Genomic DNA, 13853 nt, shown 5'->3' with positions numbered 1-13853 from the left:
GACTTTTGGCGGGCATCGTGCAGTAGGTTTCGGCGTACATCCGTCACAGAGGGAGATGCGTTGCGCCGTCGTCTCGCAGCGGTCGCCGCGCTGGTGCTCTCCATCGCCGCGTGTTCGACCCCTACAGAGGTACGGCAGGCACCGGCCGGAGAGTCGCCGTTCGTGTACGTCCAGAACCTGGACGTGATCACCGACTGGGACCCCAGCCGCTCGTACTCCAACGAGATCATCGCCCTGCAGAACATCTACGAGACGCTGACCGTCTGGAACCCGGTGACCAAGAAGTCCAGCCCCCGGCTGGCCACCGCGTGGCGCTCGTCGCCGGACGGCAAGACGTGGACGTTCACGCTGCGCTCGGGAGTCACCTTCCACACCGGCCGGCCCCTGGACGCCGCGGCGGTGAAGGCGTCGATCGAGCGGACCATGAAGGGCGGGACCGGGGCGTCCTACATCTGGGACGCGGTGTCCGGCATCCGGGCCGACGACGCGGAGACCGTGACGTTCACCCTCAAGTACCCGGTCCCGCTGGACCTGGTCGCCTCCTCCGGCTACGCCGCCTACATCTACGACACCCAGGCCGCGCCCGACCTCGGCAAGTGGTTCCAGGAGGGCCGGGACGCGGGCTCGGGCCCGTACACGGTCGCGAGCTGGCGCAAGGGCAAGGAGAAGGAGCTCACGCTCAAGTCGTACGACGGCTACTGGGGCGGCTGGAGCCAGCCCCACTACCGCACGGTCGAGTTCCGCGTCATACCCGACCCCCAGCGGGCCTGGAAGATGCTGCTCCGCGGCGACGTGAGCTTCGTGGACCGGCTCAACCCGCGCCTGTACGCCAGGGCGTCGGTCACGCCGGGCCTGCGCACGTCCGAGCGGGCGTCGTTCCAGACGATGATGCTGCTGTTCAACACGGCCGCGGGCCCCATGGCCGACGTACGGGTACGGCGCGCGGTGCAGAAGGCCGTCGACTACCAGGGCATCATTCAGGCACTCAAGGGCGCCGCCTCACCGACCAGCGGCATCGTGCCGGAAGGGCTGCCCGGCCACACCCCGGGACGAGCGCCGAAACAGGACCTCGTGGAGGCCGCGCGGCAGCTCCAGCTGGCGGGCTACGGCCCCACCGGTCGCCCCCTGCGGTTGCGGCTCACCTACGCCGAGGGCGACAACGACGAGCGACTGCTCGTCACGCGGCTGCAGGCCACGCTCAAGACGCTCAACGTCACGCTGGACGCGCGGGCGATGCCGTGGAACGCCCAATGGGAGCAGGGCAAGAAGCGCGGCCAGGACATCTTCGTCATGTACTGGTGGCCGGACTACGCCGACGGCTACTCGTGGTTCGGCAACGTCTTCCACAGCGCCGAGCCGCCCGTCTTCAACCTGGCCTATCTGAAGGACAAGAAGACGGACGCCCTGCTCGACACGCTGCCCGAGCTCACGGTGACCGACAAGGCCGCCGCCCAGCGAGGCTTCGCGCAGGCCACTAGCCGCATATTGGACCAGCAGGTCGCCGGGGCGCTGCCTTGGGTGGTCAACTACCAGCGGGCTTATCTTGGCGGCATCCAGAACTATGACGACAACCCGGCTTATCCCGACGTGGTATTCGTCTACGACCTGCGGCCGGCCGGCTAAAGCGTTGTCACTTTGTGAGGTGGTCTTGATCGCCCGCCTCGACGCGGTCCCGCAGTCGTTGTTTGATCTCTTCGGGGGTGTAGGCGCGGCGGCGTCGTTCGGCCCGCGCGATCGCCACCCCGGTGGCCGCGACTCCCGCGACCCCGGCCAATCCGAGTACCTTCCACCAGCGCATGTGCCTAGGCTAACGGTGTGCTGACTCTCGACGAGGCCGTGAGCCTGACCAGGACCGGTGATCTGTGGGTCTTCCGCGGGCGCTCGGTGCCGGACCGCGCCATCCAGACGATGACCAACAGCCCGATCAACCACGTCGGCATGGCGATCGTCGTCGAGGACCTGCCGCCCATGATGTGGCACGCCGAGCTCGGCAGGTCGCTGCCCGACCTCTGGTCGGGCAGCCACCAGCGTGGGGTGCAGCTGCACGACCTGCGCGACGCGGTCACCGTCTGGGCCAACAGGTACGGTCAGCGCGCCTGGCTCCGCCAGCTCGAACCCGAGGCGACCCCCGAGATGGAGGACGCGGCCCTGCGTGCGGTGGCCCGGCTCGACGGCACCCCGTTCCCCTCCACCGCGAGATTGGCGGCCCGCTGGGCCAGGGGGCGGATCCCGCAGCTGCGGCGCCGGCTGGGGGAGAGCACCCTGGAGAGCGCCTACTGCGCCGAGATCGTCGCGATCACGTACGAGGAGATGGGGCTGCTGCCCGGCGGGCGCCGGCCCAACTGGTATGACCCGGGCCGGTTCTGGAGCGGCGACTCACTCGACCTCGTGGGTGAGCACAAGCTGGGCAACGAGATCACGGTGGGCGTCGAGCGGACCGGCTGACCCGCATTTTCAGCGGTGCGTGGCGCGGGTTTGCCGCAGTCTTCAGTGGTGCGTTGTGGCGCGGGTGCGTCGCAGGGCCAGTGGCAGGGTGGCGGCGACCAGCGCCGCGGTCACGGCGAAGCCCACGGGGTAGCCCGTGTGCCCGATGAACAGGCCGAACCCCATCGCGCCCACACCCATCCCCGCGTCGTAGGCGAGGTTCCACAGGGCACTGACCGGACCGGCGGGGCCGCGTTCGAGCATCAGCGCCAGCGTGGCGTTCTGCAGCACCCCGAACCCGAGGCCGAACAGCGCCATCCCGGCCACCACCGCGACCGGCTCGGCGGACCAGACCTGGAGGGCGACGCCGACAGCGGTGACGAGGACGCCGGGCACCAGCAGCCGCTCCGAGCCGTGCCCGTCCCCGACCTTGCCCGCCCACCAGCGCGCCAGCGGCGTGCCGAGCGACTGGGCGAGCAGCGCGCCCGAGGCCAGCTCTGGCGACCCGGCCAGCGGCAGGAACGTCACCAGCACGCCGACGGCCAGCGTGACCGCGGCGAAGATCAGCGTGGGCCGCACCTGACTCCGCAGATCGAACGTCCCGGCCGCCTTGGCACCAGGCCCAGTGGTGGGCGCTGCGTCGGTCTCTGCGGCGGGTCTGAGGGCGGGCAGTCCGAGTACCGCGACCAGTCCGGCCAGCGGGATCAGGCCGCCCACGACGAGCACCGGGGTGAAGCCGAGCACTCCCGCCGCCCACAGGCCCAGCGGCAGCCCGATGACCGACGGGACACCCACCGCCACGCCGTACAGGCCAAGTCCCTCGCCACGCCGTTCAGTGGGCACCAGTTCGGCCGCCAGCGCGGTGCCCGCGACGACCAGGATGCCGAGCCCGCCGCCGCGCAGCAGGGCCACCGTGAGGATCAACGGCAACCCCGCCGAGAGGGGGAGCAGCAAGGAGGGCAGGCCGAGCAGCACCAGACCGAGCGCCAGCACGGCGCGGTAGCCGTACCTCGACAGCAGCCACGGGACGGCCAGCTCCAGCAGGACCGTGGACAGCATCATGGCGCCGGTCGTAAACCCCACACCGGACTCGCCCGCGCCGCCTGACGCGGCGTAGAGCGGCATGGTCGCGAACAGCAGGTAGAACCCGAGCAGCCCACCGGCCGCGGCGGCCATGGTCATGAGCAGCGGGCGGGTGAGCAGCGCGCCAGAAGGGGCGGGGCGGGTCAGCATGCTGCCAACGGTGCCGGAGTCGCGTCCTAGGCACATCCGGCATGATGCGTAGCCCCCTCTTCATAATGGTGCTGTGTTCGTCGGACGTCAGAAGCAGCTCGCCGCATTGGCGGCCGCCCTGGAGCGCACACCGGGCGCGGTGCTCGTCGTGGGAGAGGCGGGCATCGGCAAATCGGCCCTGGTACGCGAGTTCACGCGCGGCGTCGACGCGCTGGTGGCCGAGGGCGGCGCCGACCCGGGGACGGCCCTTCAGACGGCGGCGGCGCACGGCGTTCAGGCCGGTGTGCATGGCGTTCAGGCGGGCGTCCATGGCGTTCAGGGCGGTGTGCCGTATGCGGTGTTCGTGCCGGTGCTGCGCCGTCTGGTCCGGGAGTACGGTGCCGGGCTCGTTCCCGGCGGTGGTCGGAAGGGGCTGGCTCGGCTGCTGCCCGAGCTCGGCGACCTGGAGGAACACCCGGAGCTGGGGCGGGCTCGACTGTTCGAGGAGGTGCTGTTGCTGGTCGAGCGGGCGGCCGAGCGGCGGCCCGTCGTCCTCGTACTGGAAGATCTGCACTGGGCCGACCAGGCCAGCCGCGACCTGCTGGCCTTCCTGCTGCGCAACCTGACGCGACCCGGTGTGCTAGTGATCGCGACCTCGCGCGAGCCGCTGCGCCTGCCCATGGCCGAGGTACTCAAGGTCCCGCCACTGGGCCGAGACGAGGTGGCGCGCATGCTCGGCGGCAGCGAGGGTGAGCAGGCCGACATCGACCGGATCGTGGCGCGCAGTGAGGGCAACCCGCTGTTCGTGGAGGCGCTGGCCGACGCGGGCACCGCCACCACGCCCGCGTCGCTGCGCGAGCTGCTGCTCGCCGGAGCCGAGCGGCTCGGCCGGGCCAGTCTGGACGTGCTGCGGATCGCCGCCGTGTCGTCGTCGGTGTCGCCCTCGTACGGAGGGAGCCGGACGCCGCACGAGGTGCTGCGGGCCGTGGCGGGGCTGGACGACCTGGCGCTCGACGAGGCGCTGCGGCCGGTCGTACGGGCTCGGCTGCTGCTGGTGGACGGGGACGGCTACGTGTTCAGGCACACGTTGATCCGGGACGCCGTCTACGACGACCTGCTGCCGGGGGAGCGTATCCGGCTGCACACCCGCTGCGCCGAGGCGCGGCCCGAGCTGGCCGCCGACCACTGGTACGCGGCGGGCGACCGGCGCCGCGCCTTCGAGGCGGCCTGGCGGGCGGGCCGGTGGGAGCGCGTACTGGAACTGTGGGAGCAGTCCGACTCACCTGATGACGGTTCCGACGGCGGTATGGATCACGCGGCGGTGCTGGAGCTGGCCGCCAAGGACGCGCTGCACGCGGGTGACGCCGAGCGGGCCGAGGAGCTCGCGAGCCGGGCGCTCGACGAGGTACGCGACCCACTGCGGGCCGCCCACCTGCTGGAGCTGCGCGTGGCGATCCGCGATCTGCTCGGTGAGGAAGGGCTGGCGGACTTGCGTGAGGCGATCCGGCTGGCGCCGCGCGAGGCCCGGCTGATCGGCGCCCTGGCCAACACGCTGGCCTGGAACGGCCAGGACGCCGAGGCCCGTGCCCATGCCGAGGACGCGCTGGCGCTCGGCGACTCCAGATCCCTGGTCACGCTGGCCGCGCTCACCGCGCTCGAAGGCGACCTGGCGACCGCGTCGCGACTGCACGCCGAGGCGCGGGCCGCCGCTCCCGACGACGACACGGTGCTGGCCGCGTACGCCGGCGAGGCCGACGTGCTGGAGGCGGCGGGCGAGCACGCCAAGGCGGAGGCGGTCGCGCGCCGGGGCATGGCACAGGCCAAGCGCCTGGGCATGGCCCGCTCGCGCGGCGCCCACATCGCCGCGAACCTGGCCGAACCCCTGGCCTCCCTCGGCCGCTGGAAGGAGGCGCGCGAGGTCATCGACGCGGCCCTGGCGCTCGACCCGCCGCCGATCCACCGGGCCTGGCTGCTGATGGTGCTCGGTACGGTCGCGGTCTGGGAGGGCGCGCTGGAGGAGGCGGCCGACGTTCTGGATCGGGCCAGGCCGCTGATGCGCGGGCGCTCGCGCGGCTACGACTCGTGCCTGGAGCCCGATCTGCTCGAAGGCAGGCTCGCCGTCGCCGCCGGTGACGTGGAGCGGGCCGGGCGGCTGGCCGACCACGTGCTGTCCGCGCACGACCTGACGCTCAGCCGCCGCTACGCGTGGCCGCTGCTCGTGATCGCCGCGCGTACGGGCCGGGTGCGCCAGGCGCCCGCGGGCATGGAGACGACGGGGCGGGTCCAGGAGGCGTACCAGGCGACGTTCGAGGCCGAGTGCGGGGGCTCGTGGGCGGCCGCCGTGGCCGCCTGGCGGACGGTCGGCCAGCCGTACGCGCTGGGACAAGCCCTGGTCAGGGCGGCCGAGCAGGATCCGGAGTCGGCACGCGAGCTGCTGCGCGAGGCCGCCGCCATCGCCGAGCGGCTGGGCTCGGCGCCGCTGCGGCAGGAGGTCGAGGCGGCGGCGGCCAGCGGCCGGGTACGCCTGACGGCCGAGCCGGGGCTGTCGGCGCGGGAGCTGGAGGTGCTGGAGCTGGTGGCCGAGGGGCTGAGCAACAGGCAGATCGCCGAGCGGCTGTTCATCTCGGCCAGGACCTCGGGTGTGCATGTGTCCAACATCATGGCCAAGCTCGGCGTGGCCTCCCGGGTCGAGGCGGCGGCCCTGGCCCGCCGTACCGGGCTTCTGTAGCACTGTCGTTGACGTCCGATCGTGGCTAGCCGCCGCGCTCCGGGCCACGTCACAGTGGGTCGGGTGATGGATGCGGACAATCTGTACGCGGTGCTCAGGAGCCGCGATCGGCGCTTCGACGGGCGGTTCTTCGTCGGGGTCGTCACCACGGGCGTCTACTGCCGGCCGAGCTGCCCGGCGGCCATGCCCAAGCCGGAGAACCTGCGGCTCTACCCCTCAGCCGCGGCCGCCCAGCAGGCGGGCCACCGGGCCTGCAAGCGCTGCCGGCCCGACGCGGCGCCCGGCTCGCCCGACTGGAACCTGCGGGCCGACGTGGCCGGCCGGGCGATGCGGCTGATCGCCGACGGGCTGGTGGACCGGGAGGGCGTCTCTGGGCTGGCCGCCCGGCTCGGCTACAGCGAGCGGCAGCTGCACCGGCTCCTGCTGGCCGAGCTGGGCGCCGGGCCGCAGGCGCTGGCCAGAGCGCAGCGGGCGCAGACCGCGCGGGTCCTGCTGGAGTCGACGGGGTTGGGGGCGGGGGAGGTGGCGTTCGCGGCGGGGTTCGCGAGCATCAGGCAGTTCAACCAGACGATCAGGCAGCTGTACGGGCTGACCCCGACCGACCTGCGGTCCCGCACCTCCGGGCACCCCGCGACTGAGCGGGGGTTCGTGGAAGGGTCGCGGGCTGTCCGGGTCGAGGTGCGGCTGGCCTACCGGCCGCCGCTGGACGCGGAGGCGCTGTTCACCTACCTGGCCGCGCGGGCGGTGCCCGGCGTCGAGGAGGGCGGGGCCGGGTTCTACCGAAGGTCGCTGCGCCTGCCGTACGGGACAGCCGTGGTGGGCGTGACGGACGGCGGCGATCACATGCGGTGCGAGCTGCTGCTGGCGGACGTCAGGGACCTCGCCGTCGCCGTGCGGCGGTGCCGGGTATTGCTCGACCTCGACGCCGACCCGCGCGAGATCGAGGAGGTGCTCGGCGCGGACCCGGTGCTCGCCCCGCTGGTCACGGCCCGTCCGGGGCTGCGCGCGCCGGGCCATGTAGACCCCGCTGAGCTGGCCGTACGCGCGATGTGCGGGCCGGGGAAGGAGCTGGCGGAACTGGTCGAGCGCTTCGGCGAGCCGCTGGGCAGCCCGGCCGGGGCCGTGACCCACCTGTTCCCGCCGATGGCGGCACTGGCCGACGTCGTCCCGATCGCCGAGGCGCTGGTCACCGGGCGGCTCACGCTCGATCCGGGCGCCGATCGGGACGAGGCCGAGCGGCAGCTGCGCGCCGTACCCGGCGTGGATGAGCGGACCGCCGCCTACATCCGCATGCGCGCGCTCGCCGACCCCGACGTCTTCCTGCCCACCCAGCAGGTACGTCAGGCGCCCGCGAGCTGGCGCCCATGGCGCTCCTACGCCCTGCACCACCTGTGGGCCGCGGCATGACACTCACCGTTCTGGCCGCGCGGGACTTCCGCAGGCTGTGGATCGGCTCGTCCATTTCGCTGGTCGGCGACGGCATGACGCTCGTGGCCCTGTCCTGGCTGGTGCTCAACGGGCCGGGCGGCGTCGGCGCGCTCAGCCTGCTGGCCGCCTGCTACACCGCGCCGGTGCTGGCCGGCGGGCTGGCGGTGGGCCCGCTGCTCGACCGCTTCGACAAGCGGCACGTGCTGGCCGCCGACAGCCTGATCAGGGGCGTCGCGGTGGCCACCGTACCGCTGACGGCCGCGCTGGGCGGCGTGCCGGGGTGGCTGCCGTTCGTCGTGGCGGCCCTGCACGGCCTGCTCAAGATGGTGCCCATGGCCGGTGTGCCCGCCGCCATCCCGGATCTCGTCGAGCCGGACGCGCTCGACCAGGCCAACGCGCTGGAGTCCCTGGCGTACGCCGTGTCCGGAATCGTGGGCTACGCCCTGGCCGGGACGATGATCGACGCCATCGGCGCGGCGAACGTCCTCGCTCTCGACGCGGCCAGCTATCTGTGCTTCGCCGTGGCCGCGCTGCTGGTCCGCACGCCGCTGCGGCCGCACGTGACGCCGGAGACGGGCCGGCCGCGCCTCGGCCACCTGCTGCGCGATCGGGCGCTGGTGCGCACGACGCTGGCGTTCATGGCGTTCAACATCGCCGAGGGCGCCCTGGTGCTGGTCGCCGGGCCGTGGCTGGCCAAGGATCGGTTGCCCGGCGGCCCGGCCACGCTGGCGCTGCTGCTGAGCGCCCTGTCGGTGGGCGAGCTGGCGGGCGGGTTCCTGGCCGGATCGTGGAAGCCGAACGTCAGCCGGATGCGGGCGATCGGGCTGGCCCAACTCGTCGCGGCGGCCGGATTCCTGGCGCTGCTGGCCGTACCCGACCGGTGGGCGCTCGCGGCCGGGTTCCTGCTGATCGGGGCGGCGGGCGTGGTGATGACCATCTGGGCCCAGTCGCTACGCATGGAGCTGATCCCGCCCGCCCTGCGCGGCCGCGCGTTCAGCGTGCTCCGTACGCTCATGCAGGCCACACCGCCGGTCGGCGCCGCCGCCGTGGCCCCGCTCCTGGCCGGCGGGAACCTCACGCTGACCGCCGTCCTCATGGCCGCTCTGGCCGGGCTGCCCGCCCTTCTCCTGCTCCTGCCGCGCGACTGAGCCGGGGCACGCTGTCGAGGAGCTTGCGCGTGTACGGGTGGGCGGGGGAGCCGAGTACGGCCGGGGTGGGGCCCTGCTCGACGACGCGTCCGCGTTCGAGCACCGCCGTGTCCCGGCAGAGGGCCGCCACCACGGTCAGGTCGTGCGAGACCATCACCACGGCCATGCCCCGGCTCTCGCCCAGCTCGGCCAGCAGTTCGACGACACGTACCCGGGTCGAGACGTCCAGCGCGCTGACCGGTTCGTCGGCGAGCAGCACCTTCGGCTCGCAGACGATGGCCCTGGCGATCGCGATGCGCTGCCGCTGCCCGCCCGAGAACTCGTGCGGGTAGCGGCGCGCCGCGTCGGCGGGCAGCCCGACCGCCCGCAGCGCCTCGGCCACCCGGTCCCCCGCCTCGTCGCGCGAGCCGAGCAGTCTCAGCGAGCGCAGCGGCTCGGAGATGATCCGGCCCACGCGCTGCCGGGGATCGAGGGAGGAGTACGGGTCCTGGAACACGGGCTGCACGTTCCGCCGGAACTCGCGGCCAGTGGGCTCCCTGCCGTCGAACAGGATCCGGCCGCTGCTCGGTCTGGCCAGGCCGAGCAGCAGCCGCAGCAGCGTCGTCTTGCCCGCGCCGGACTCGCCGACCAGGGCCAGGCTGCGCCCGGGGGAGACGGCGACCGACACGTCGCTGAGTACGGGGGCCGCCTTCCGGTAGGCGAACCCCACGTCGCGCGCCTCCAGCACTACGCCGCCCCCGGATCCGGCTTCATCGGGGTTCATGGCGCCATCCGATCCAGCTCGCCTTCCAGCTCCCACGCGCTGGCCACCAGCGAGCGGGTGTACGCGTGGCCAGGCTCGTACACGATGTCGCGCACGCTGCCCGACTCGACCGCCACCCCCTCCTTCAGCACCACGATCCGGTCCGTGACCCCCGCCACGACGGCCAGGTCGTGACTGATGAACAGCAACGCCATCCCCCGGCTCCCGACCAGCCCGTCGAGCAGCGTCAGCACCTCGGCCTGGACGGTGACGTCCAAGGCCGTGGTCGGTTCGTCGGCGATCAGCAGCTTCGGCCGGCAGGCCAGGGCCATGGCGATGGCCACCCGTTGCCGCTGGCCCCCGGAGATCTCGTGCGGGTACGCCCGCGCCACGCGCTCGTCGAGCCGTACCTCGGCCAAGGCCGCCATGACCGCGGCGCGCAGCGGGCCGCCGCGTAGCCGCTGATGGCGGCGGAGCGGCTCGGCGAGCTGGTGACCGACGCGCATCAGCGGATCGAGCGCCGTGAGCGGCTCCTGGAAGACGACGGCCGCCGCCCGGCCGCGTACCCCGTCGAGCTCGCCGTCACGTGCGCCGACGATCTCCGTGCCGTCCAGTACGGCACTGCCGTGCGCGGTCATGCCGGCCGGGAGCAGGCCCATGACGGCCAGCGCGGTCAGCGACTTGCCGGAGCCGGACTCGCCGATCAGGCCGAGCCGGTCGCCGGTGCCCACGGTGAAGGACACGCCGGTGACCAGCTCGCGACCGTCCGCCCGCCGTACCGTGAGGTCATGGACGTCCAGCAGGCTCATCGGCTCCTCCGGCGGGTCGGGTCGGCCAGGTCTCTGAAGCCGTCGGCGACCAGGTTCACGCCCACGACGAGCACCACGAGCAGCACGCCCGGCGCGATGGCGCCGGTCGGCGCGGTGAGCACGGTGGCCTGAGCCTCCTGCAGCAGCCGTCCCCATGAGGCGTTCGGCGGCGGCGGGCCGAGGCCGAGGTAGGACAGGGACGCCTCGGCCAGTACGGCCAGACCGAGCTGCAGGGCCAGGTTGACCAGCAGCGTCGGCCAGATGTTCGGCAGCACGTGCTCGGTCACGACGCGCGGCCACGATGTGCCCGAGGTACGGGAGGCCGTGATGTAGTCCTGGGCGAGCACCCGCTTGACCAGCACCCGCGTCAGCCGCGCGACGATCGCCGACATCGCCAGCCCGATCGCCAGCACGGCCGAGCCCAGTGACGCCTGGCGTACCGCGACCACCAGCATGGCCAGCAGCAGCGTGGGGAAGGCGATGAGGATGTCGAGCACGGCGGAGATCGTGTCGTCCAGCCACCGGGTCGCGAACCCGGCCAGCAGCCCGGCGGCCACCCCGAGCACGCCGCCGACCAGCACGGAGCCGAAGCCGACCGTCAGCGCGATGCGCGCGCCGACCATGAGCCGGCTGAGCAGGTCGCGGCCGAGCTTGTCGGTGCCGAGCCAGTGCGCGCCCCCGGGCGGGACGAGCCGGCCGCCCGAGGTGTCGGACGGGTCGTACGGCAGCCAGAACAGCGAGACCACGGCGACCGCGCACACCAGCGCCACCAGCACACAGCCGATCAGGAACGTCGGCGACCTCTTCACGCCCCGCCCTCGCTCCTCACGGCCGGTCTCCCGCTCCTCATGGCCTGCCTCCGGCGAGGTGGGCGCGGAGCCGGGGATCGACGAGCCGCTGTACCAGGTCGGCGGCGAACCCGATCACCAGCACCGCGAAGGTGCTGACCACCAGAACGCCCTGGATGACCGGATAGTCGTGCTCGGCGATGCCCTTCACCAGCATCCCGCCCAGCCCCGGCAGCGCGAACACACTCTCCACCACCACCGCGCCGAGGAACGTGGTGGCCAGCTCGATGCCGAGGATCGAGATGACCGGGACGGCCGCGTTGCGCAGCCCGTGCCGCCACATCGCGCCGACGAAGGACGAGCCGAGCGCCCTGGCCGTACGCAGATAGTCGGCGCCGAGCACGTCCACCGTGGCCGAGCGGACGTAGCGGATCAGCGAGGCCGACATGACCAGCGCGATCGTCACCACGGGCAGGGCCAGCGAGGTCAGCGCGGCGGCCGGGTCCTCCCACTCGTGCCGGGGGAACCCACCAGCCGGCAGCACCCGCAGCCGCAACGCGAACACCGTGACCAGCAGCATCCCGATCCAGAAGACCGGTACCGCGATGCCGAGCTGCGACACCCCGTTCAGCAGCGGCCCGTACCAGCGGTCCGCCCGGTAGGCGGCCAGGAAGCCGACCGGCACCGCGACCACCACCGCCAGCAGGAACGACAGCAGTGTCAGCGGCACCGTCACCACCAGCCGGGAGGCGATCTCCTGCCCCACGGGCAGCGTGCTGACGAACGAGGTGCCCAGGTCGAACCGGGCCAGCCCGCCCAGCCAGGAGCCGAACTGCTCGGGCAACGGCCGGTCCGACCCGATCTGGTGCCGGGCCGCCGCGATCTGCTCCGGCGTGGCCCCGACGGACAGCAGCGAGTTGGCCGGATCGCCGGGCAGCAGCCGGAGCAGCAGGAACAGCAGCGTCGCCGCCAGCAGCAGCGAGCCCAGCAGGAAGGCCGTCCGGCGCAGCAGGTAGCGCGCCATCAGCCCTTCTTGATGCCGTAGACGTAGAACTGCGAGTTCAGGCCGTTGATCGGGTAGCCCGACAGGTCCGACGACGCCACCACGATCTGCGGATAGAGGTAGAGCCAGTCGCTCGCCGCGTCCTCGGCGATCTGCCGGTTGACCTTCTTCAGCAGTTCGGTCTGCGCCTCGGTGGTCTCGGCCTGCTCGGCCTCAGTGACCCACTTGGTGACCTGCGGGTTGTCGTAGCCCCAGTAGAAGTCCGGGTCGCCGTACCAGACCACATCCCTGTCGTTGACGTGCTCCTGGAGGGTGGCGGCGAAGTCGCGGTTCTTGTACACCTTCGAGTACCACTCGTCGGCGGTGATGACGTTGATCGTGACCGTGATGCCGACCTTTGCCAGCTCGCTCTTGATGAACGCCGCCGCCGTGGGGTGCGGGTCGTAGTTGGGCGTGTCGAGCGTGAAGGCGAAGCCCTTGGCGTAACCGGCCTCGGCCAGCTCCTTCTTCGCCAGGTTCACGTCGTACGGGTTGACCTTGGTCAGGTCCTCGTACCACGGGTCGGTCGGCGGCACCATCGAGCCGATCAGGCTGCCGTAACCCGCCCAGATCGACTCCAGCAGCTTGGCATTGTCGATGGCCGAGGTGACGGCCTTGCGCACCAGCGGCTTGTCGAACGGCGCCTTCCGGTCGTTGAAGGCCAGCAGCAGCTTGGTCGTGGAATGACCGTCGCTGACCCGGTAATCCTTGTTGTCCTTGAACTGCGCGAGGGCGTCCGGGCTCTGCTCGCTGGTGACGATGTCGACGGCGTTGGTGAGCAGCGCGTTGTTCAGCGCGGTCGCGTCGGTGAAGTAGTGGAACACGACGCCCTTGTTCGCCGGCTTGGCGCCCCAGTAGCCGTCGAACCGGTCGAGGCTCAGCGTGGAGCCGCGCTTCCAGGCACCCAGCTTGTACGGGCCGGTGCCGTCTTCGGAGGTGGTGAGGTTCTTCGCCGCCGAATTGATGATCCACACGTAGCTGAGGTTGTAGACCAGCGAGATCGACCGGCTCGCCAGCTTCACCACCACGGTCGCGTCGTCCGGGGTCTCGATGCTCTTGACCGGCTTGAAGCCGCTCTTGCGCGCCGACTGCGAGTCCTTCGCGGTGACCTTCTCGATGCTGTACTTCACATCGGCCGAGGTCAGCGGCTTGCCGGAGTGGAACTTCACACCCTTGCGCAGCGTGAAGGTATAGGTGAGGCCGTCGGGGCTCACCTTGTGGCCCTCGGCGAGCAGGTTCTCGACCTTGCCGTCGTCGGTCAGCTTGAACAGGCCCTCGTAGACGTTGCCGTTGAACGCCTCCGTGACGCCCTGGCCGCCGCCGGCGGTGTTGTCGAGGTTCTGCGGCTCGTAGAGGGAGCCGATCTCGATGGTCGCGGCGGTTGGTGGAGCGGTGCTGGCGGTGACGCCCGACCCAGTGCCGCAGGCGGCGAGAGCTAGGCTGAGAGCGAGGGCCGCACCGACGATCTTGCTGGTCACGAGGATCCCTGACATTTAGGTACTAAATCGGTAGGTTTAGTAGATTATAGCCTC

At 72.0% G+C, this 13853-nt stretch carries 12 protein-coding genes; 5 read left to right on the top strand and 7 right to left on the bottom strand.

Annotation, left to right across the window (positions count from 1 at the left end; genetic code table 11):
* Positions 1–60 precede the first annotated feature (60 nt).
* A complete protein-coding gene (locus tag AB0B64_RS16135; protein ID WP_357955907.1) occupies positions 61–1623 on the top strand; it encodes an ABC transporter substrate-binding protein in 1563 nt (520 codons plus the stop codon).
* 7 nt (positions 1624–1630) lie between these two features.
* On the opposite strand, the gene AB0B64_RS16130 is transcribed toward AB0B64_RS16135, so the two are convergent.
* A complete protein-coding gene (locus AB0B64_RS16130) occupies positions 1631–1798 on the bottom strand; it encodes a hypothetical protein (protein WP_357955905.1) in 168 nt (55 codons plus the stop codon).
* A gap of 20 nt (positions 1799–1818) precedes the next feature.
* Here AB0B64_RS16130 and AB0B64_RS16125 point away from each other — a divergent pair, with 20 nt between their 5' ends.
* On the top strand, positions 1819–2445 hold the full coding sequence (locus tag AB0B64_RS16125; protein WP_357956321.1) for a hypothetical protein: 627 nt from the start codon (positions 1819–1821) through the stop codon (positions 2443–2445).
* A 42-nt stretch (positions 2446–2487) separates the two neighbouring features.
* Here AB0B64_RS16125 and AB0B64_RS16120 read toward each other — a convergent pair whose 3' ends face one another.
* On the bottom strand, positions 2488–3657 hold the full coding sequence (locus AB0B64_RS16120; protein WP_358178093.1) for an MFS transporter: 1170 nt from the start codon (positions 3655–3657) through the stop codon (positions 2488–2490).
* Positions 3658–3730: 73 nt separating this feature from the next.
* On the opposite strand from AB0B64_RS16120, the gene AB0B64_RS16115 reads away from it, so the two are divergent.
* The 3 genes from AB0B64_RS16115 (at position 3731) to AB0B64_RS16105 (ending at position 8940) form a co-directional block, all read left to right on the top strand.
* On the top strand, positions 3731–6364 hold the full coding sequence (locus tag AB0B64_RS16115; protein WP_358178090.1) for an AAA family ATPase: 2634 nt from the start codon (positions 3731–3733) through the stop codon (positions 6362–6364).
* 66 nt (positions 6365–6430) lie between these two features.
* Complete coding sequence (locus tag AB0B64_RS16110; protein WP_358178087.1) at positions 6431–7771, top strand: AlkA N-terminal domain-containing protein; 1341 nt, start codon at positions 6431–6433, stop codon at positions 7769–7771.
* Positions 7768–8940, top strand: coding sequence for an MFS transporter (locus AB0B64_RS16105; protein ID WP_358178084.1), 1173 nt, complete (start codon positions 7768–7770; stop codon positions 8938–8940). Before AB0B64_RS16110 ends, AB0B64_RS16105 begins: the two co-directional genes overlap by 4 nt.
* On the opposite strand, the gene AB0B64_RS16100 is transcribed toward AB0B64_RS16105, so the two are convergent.
* The 5 genes from AB0B64_RS16100 to AB0B64_RS16080 are packed head-to-tail and all read right to left on the bottom strand — an operon-like array spanning position 8885 to position 13814.
* Positions 8885–9703, bottom strand: a complete 819-nt coding sequence (locus tag AB0B64_RS16100; protein ID WP_358178081.1) for an ABC transporter ATP-binding protein — start codon at positions 9701–9703, stop codon at positions 8885–8887. The genes AB0B64_RS16105 and AB0B64_RS16100 overlap by 56 nt on opposite strands.
* On the bottom strand, positions 9700–10491 hold the full coding sequence (locus AB0B64_RS16095) for an ABC transporter ATP-binding protein (protein WP_357955896.1): 792 nt from the start codon (positions 10489–10491) through the stop codon (positions 9700–9702). The genes AB0B64_RS16100 and AB0B64_RS16095 overlap by 4 nt, the downstream gene beginning before the upstream one ends.
* Positions 10488–11300, bottom strand: a complete 813-nt coding sequence (locus tag AB0B64_RS16090) for an ABC transporter permease (RefSeq protein WP_357955894.1) — start codon at positions 11298–11300, stop codon at positions 10488–10490. The genes AB0B64_RS16095 and AB0B64_RS16090 overlap by 4 nt, the downstream gene beginning before the upstream one ends.
* 37 nt (positions 11301–11337) lie before the next feature.
* On the bottom strand, positions 11338–12303 hold the full coding sequence (locus AB0B64_RS16085; protein ID WP_225292399.1) for an ABC transporter permease: 966 nt from the start codon (positions 12301–12303) through the stop codon (positions 11338–11340).
* A complete protein-coding gene (locus AB0B64_RS16080; protein ID WP_357955889.1) occupies positions 12303–13814 on the bottom strand; it encodes an ABC transporter substrate-binding protein in 1512 nt (503 codons plus the stop codon). The genes AB0B64_RS16085 and AB0B64_RS16080 overlap by 1 nt, the downstream gene beginning before the upstream one ends.
* Positions 13815–13853 lie beyond the last annotated feature (39 nt).

This window comes from Nonomuraea sp. NPDC049129, from assembly GCF_040648495.1.
GTDB lineage: Bacteria > Actinomycetota > Actinomycetes > Streptosporangiales > Streptosporangiaceae > Nonomuraea.
Note: the sequence above shows the minus strand (reverse complement) of the source record. Positions and strands in the feature narration are given on the sequence as shown.

Excerpts from the sequence above, each read along its gene's own strand:
- AB0B64_RS16130 (WP_357955905.1), bottom strand. The coding sequence starts at position 1,798 with ATGCGCTGGTGGAAGGTACTCGGATTGGCCGGGGTCGCGGGAGTCGCG.
- AB0B64_RS16120 (WP_358178093.1), bottom strand. The coding sequence starts at position 3,657 with ATGCTGACCCGCCCCGCCCCTTCTGGCGCGCTGCTCACCCGCCCGCTG.
- AB0B64_RS16110 (WP_358178087.1), top strand. The coding sequence starts at position 6,431 with ATGGATGCGGACAATCTGTACGCGGTGCTCAGGAGCCGCGATCGGCGC.
- AB0B64_RS16105 (WP_358178084.1), top strand. The coding sequence starts at position 7,768 with ATGACACTCACCGTTCTGGCCGCGCGGGACTTCCGCAGGCTGTGGATC.
- AB0B64_RS16100 (WP_358178081.1), bottom strand. The coding sequence starts at position 9,703 with ATGAACCCCGATGAAGCCGGATCCGGGGGCGGCGTAGTGCTGGAGGCG.
- AB0B64_RS16095 (WP_357955896.1), bottom strand. The coding sequence starts at position 10,491 with ATGAGCCTGCTGGACGTCCATGACCTCACGGTACGGCGGGCGGACGGT.
- AB0B64_RS16085 (WP_225292399.1), bottom strand. The coding sequence starts at position 12,303 with ATGGCGCGCTACCTGCTGCGCCGGACGGCCTTCCTGCTGGGCTCGCTG.
- AB0B64_RS16080 (WP_357955889.1), bottom strand. The coding sequence starts at position 13,814 with ATGTCAGGGATCCTCGTGACCAGCAAGATCGTCGGTGCGGCCCTCGCT.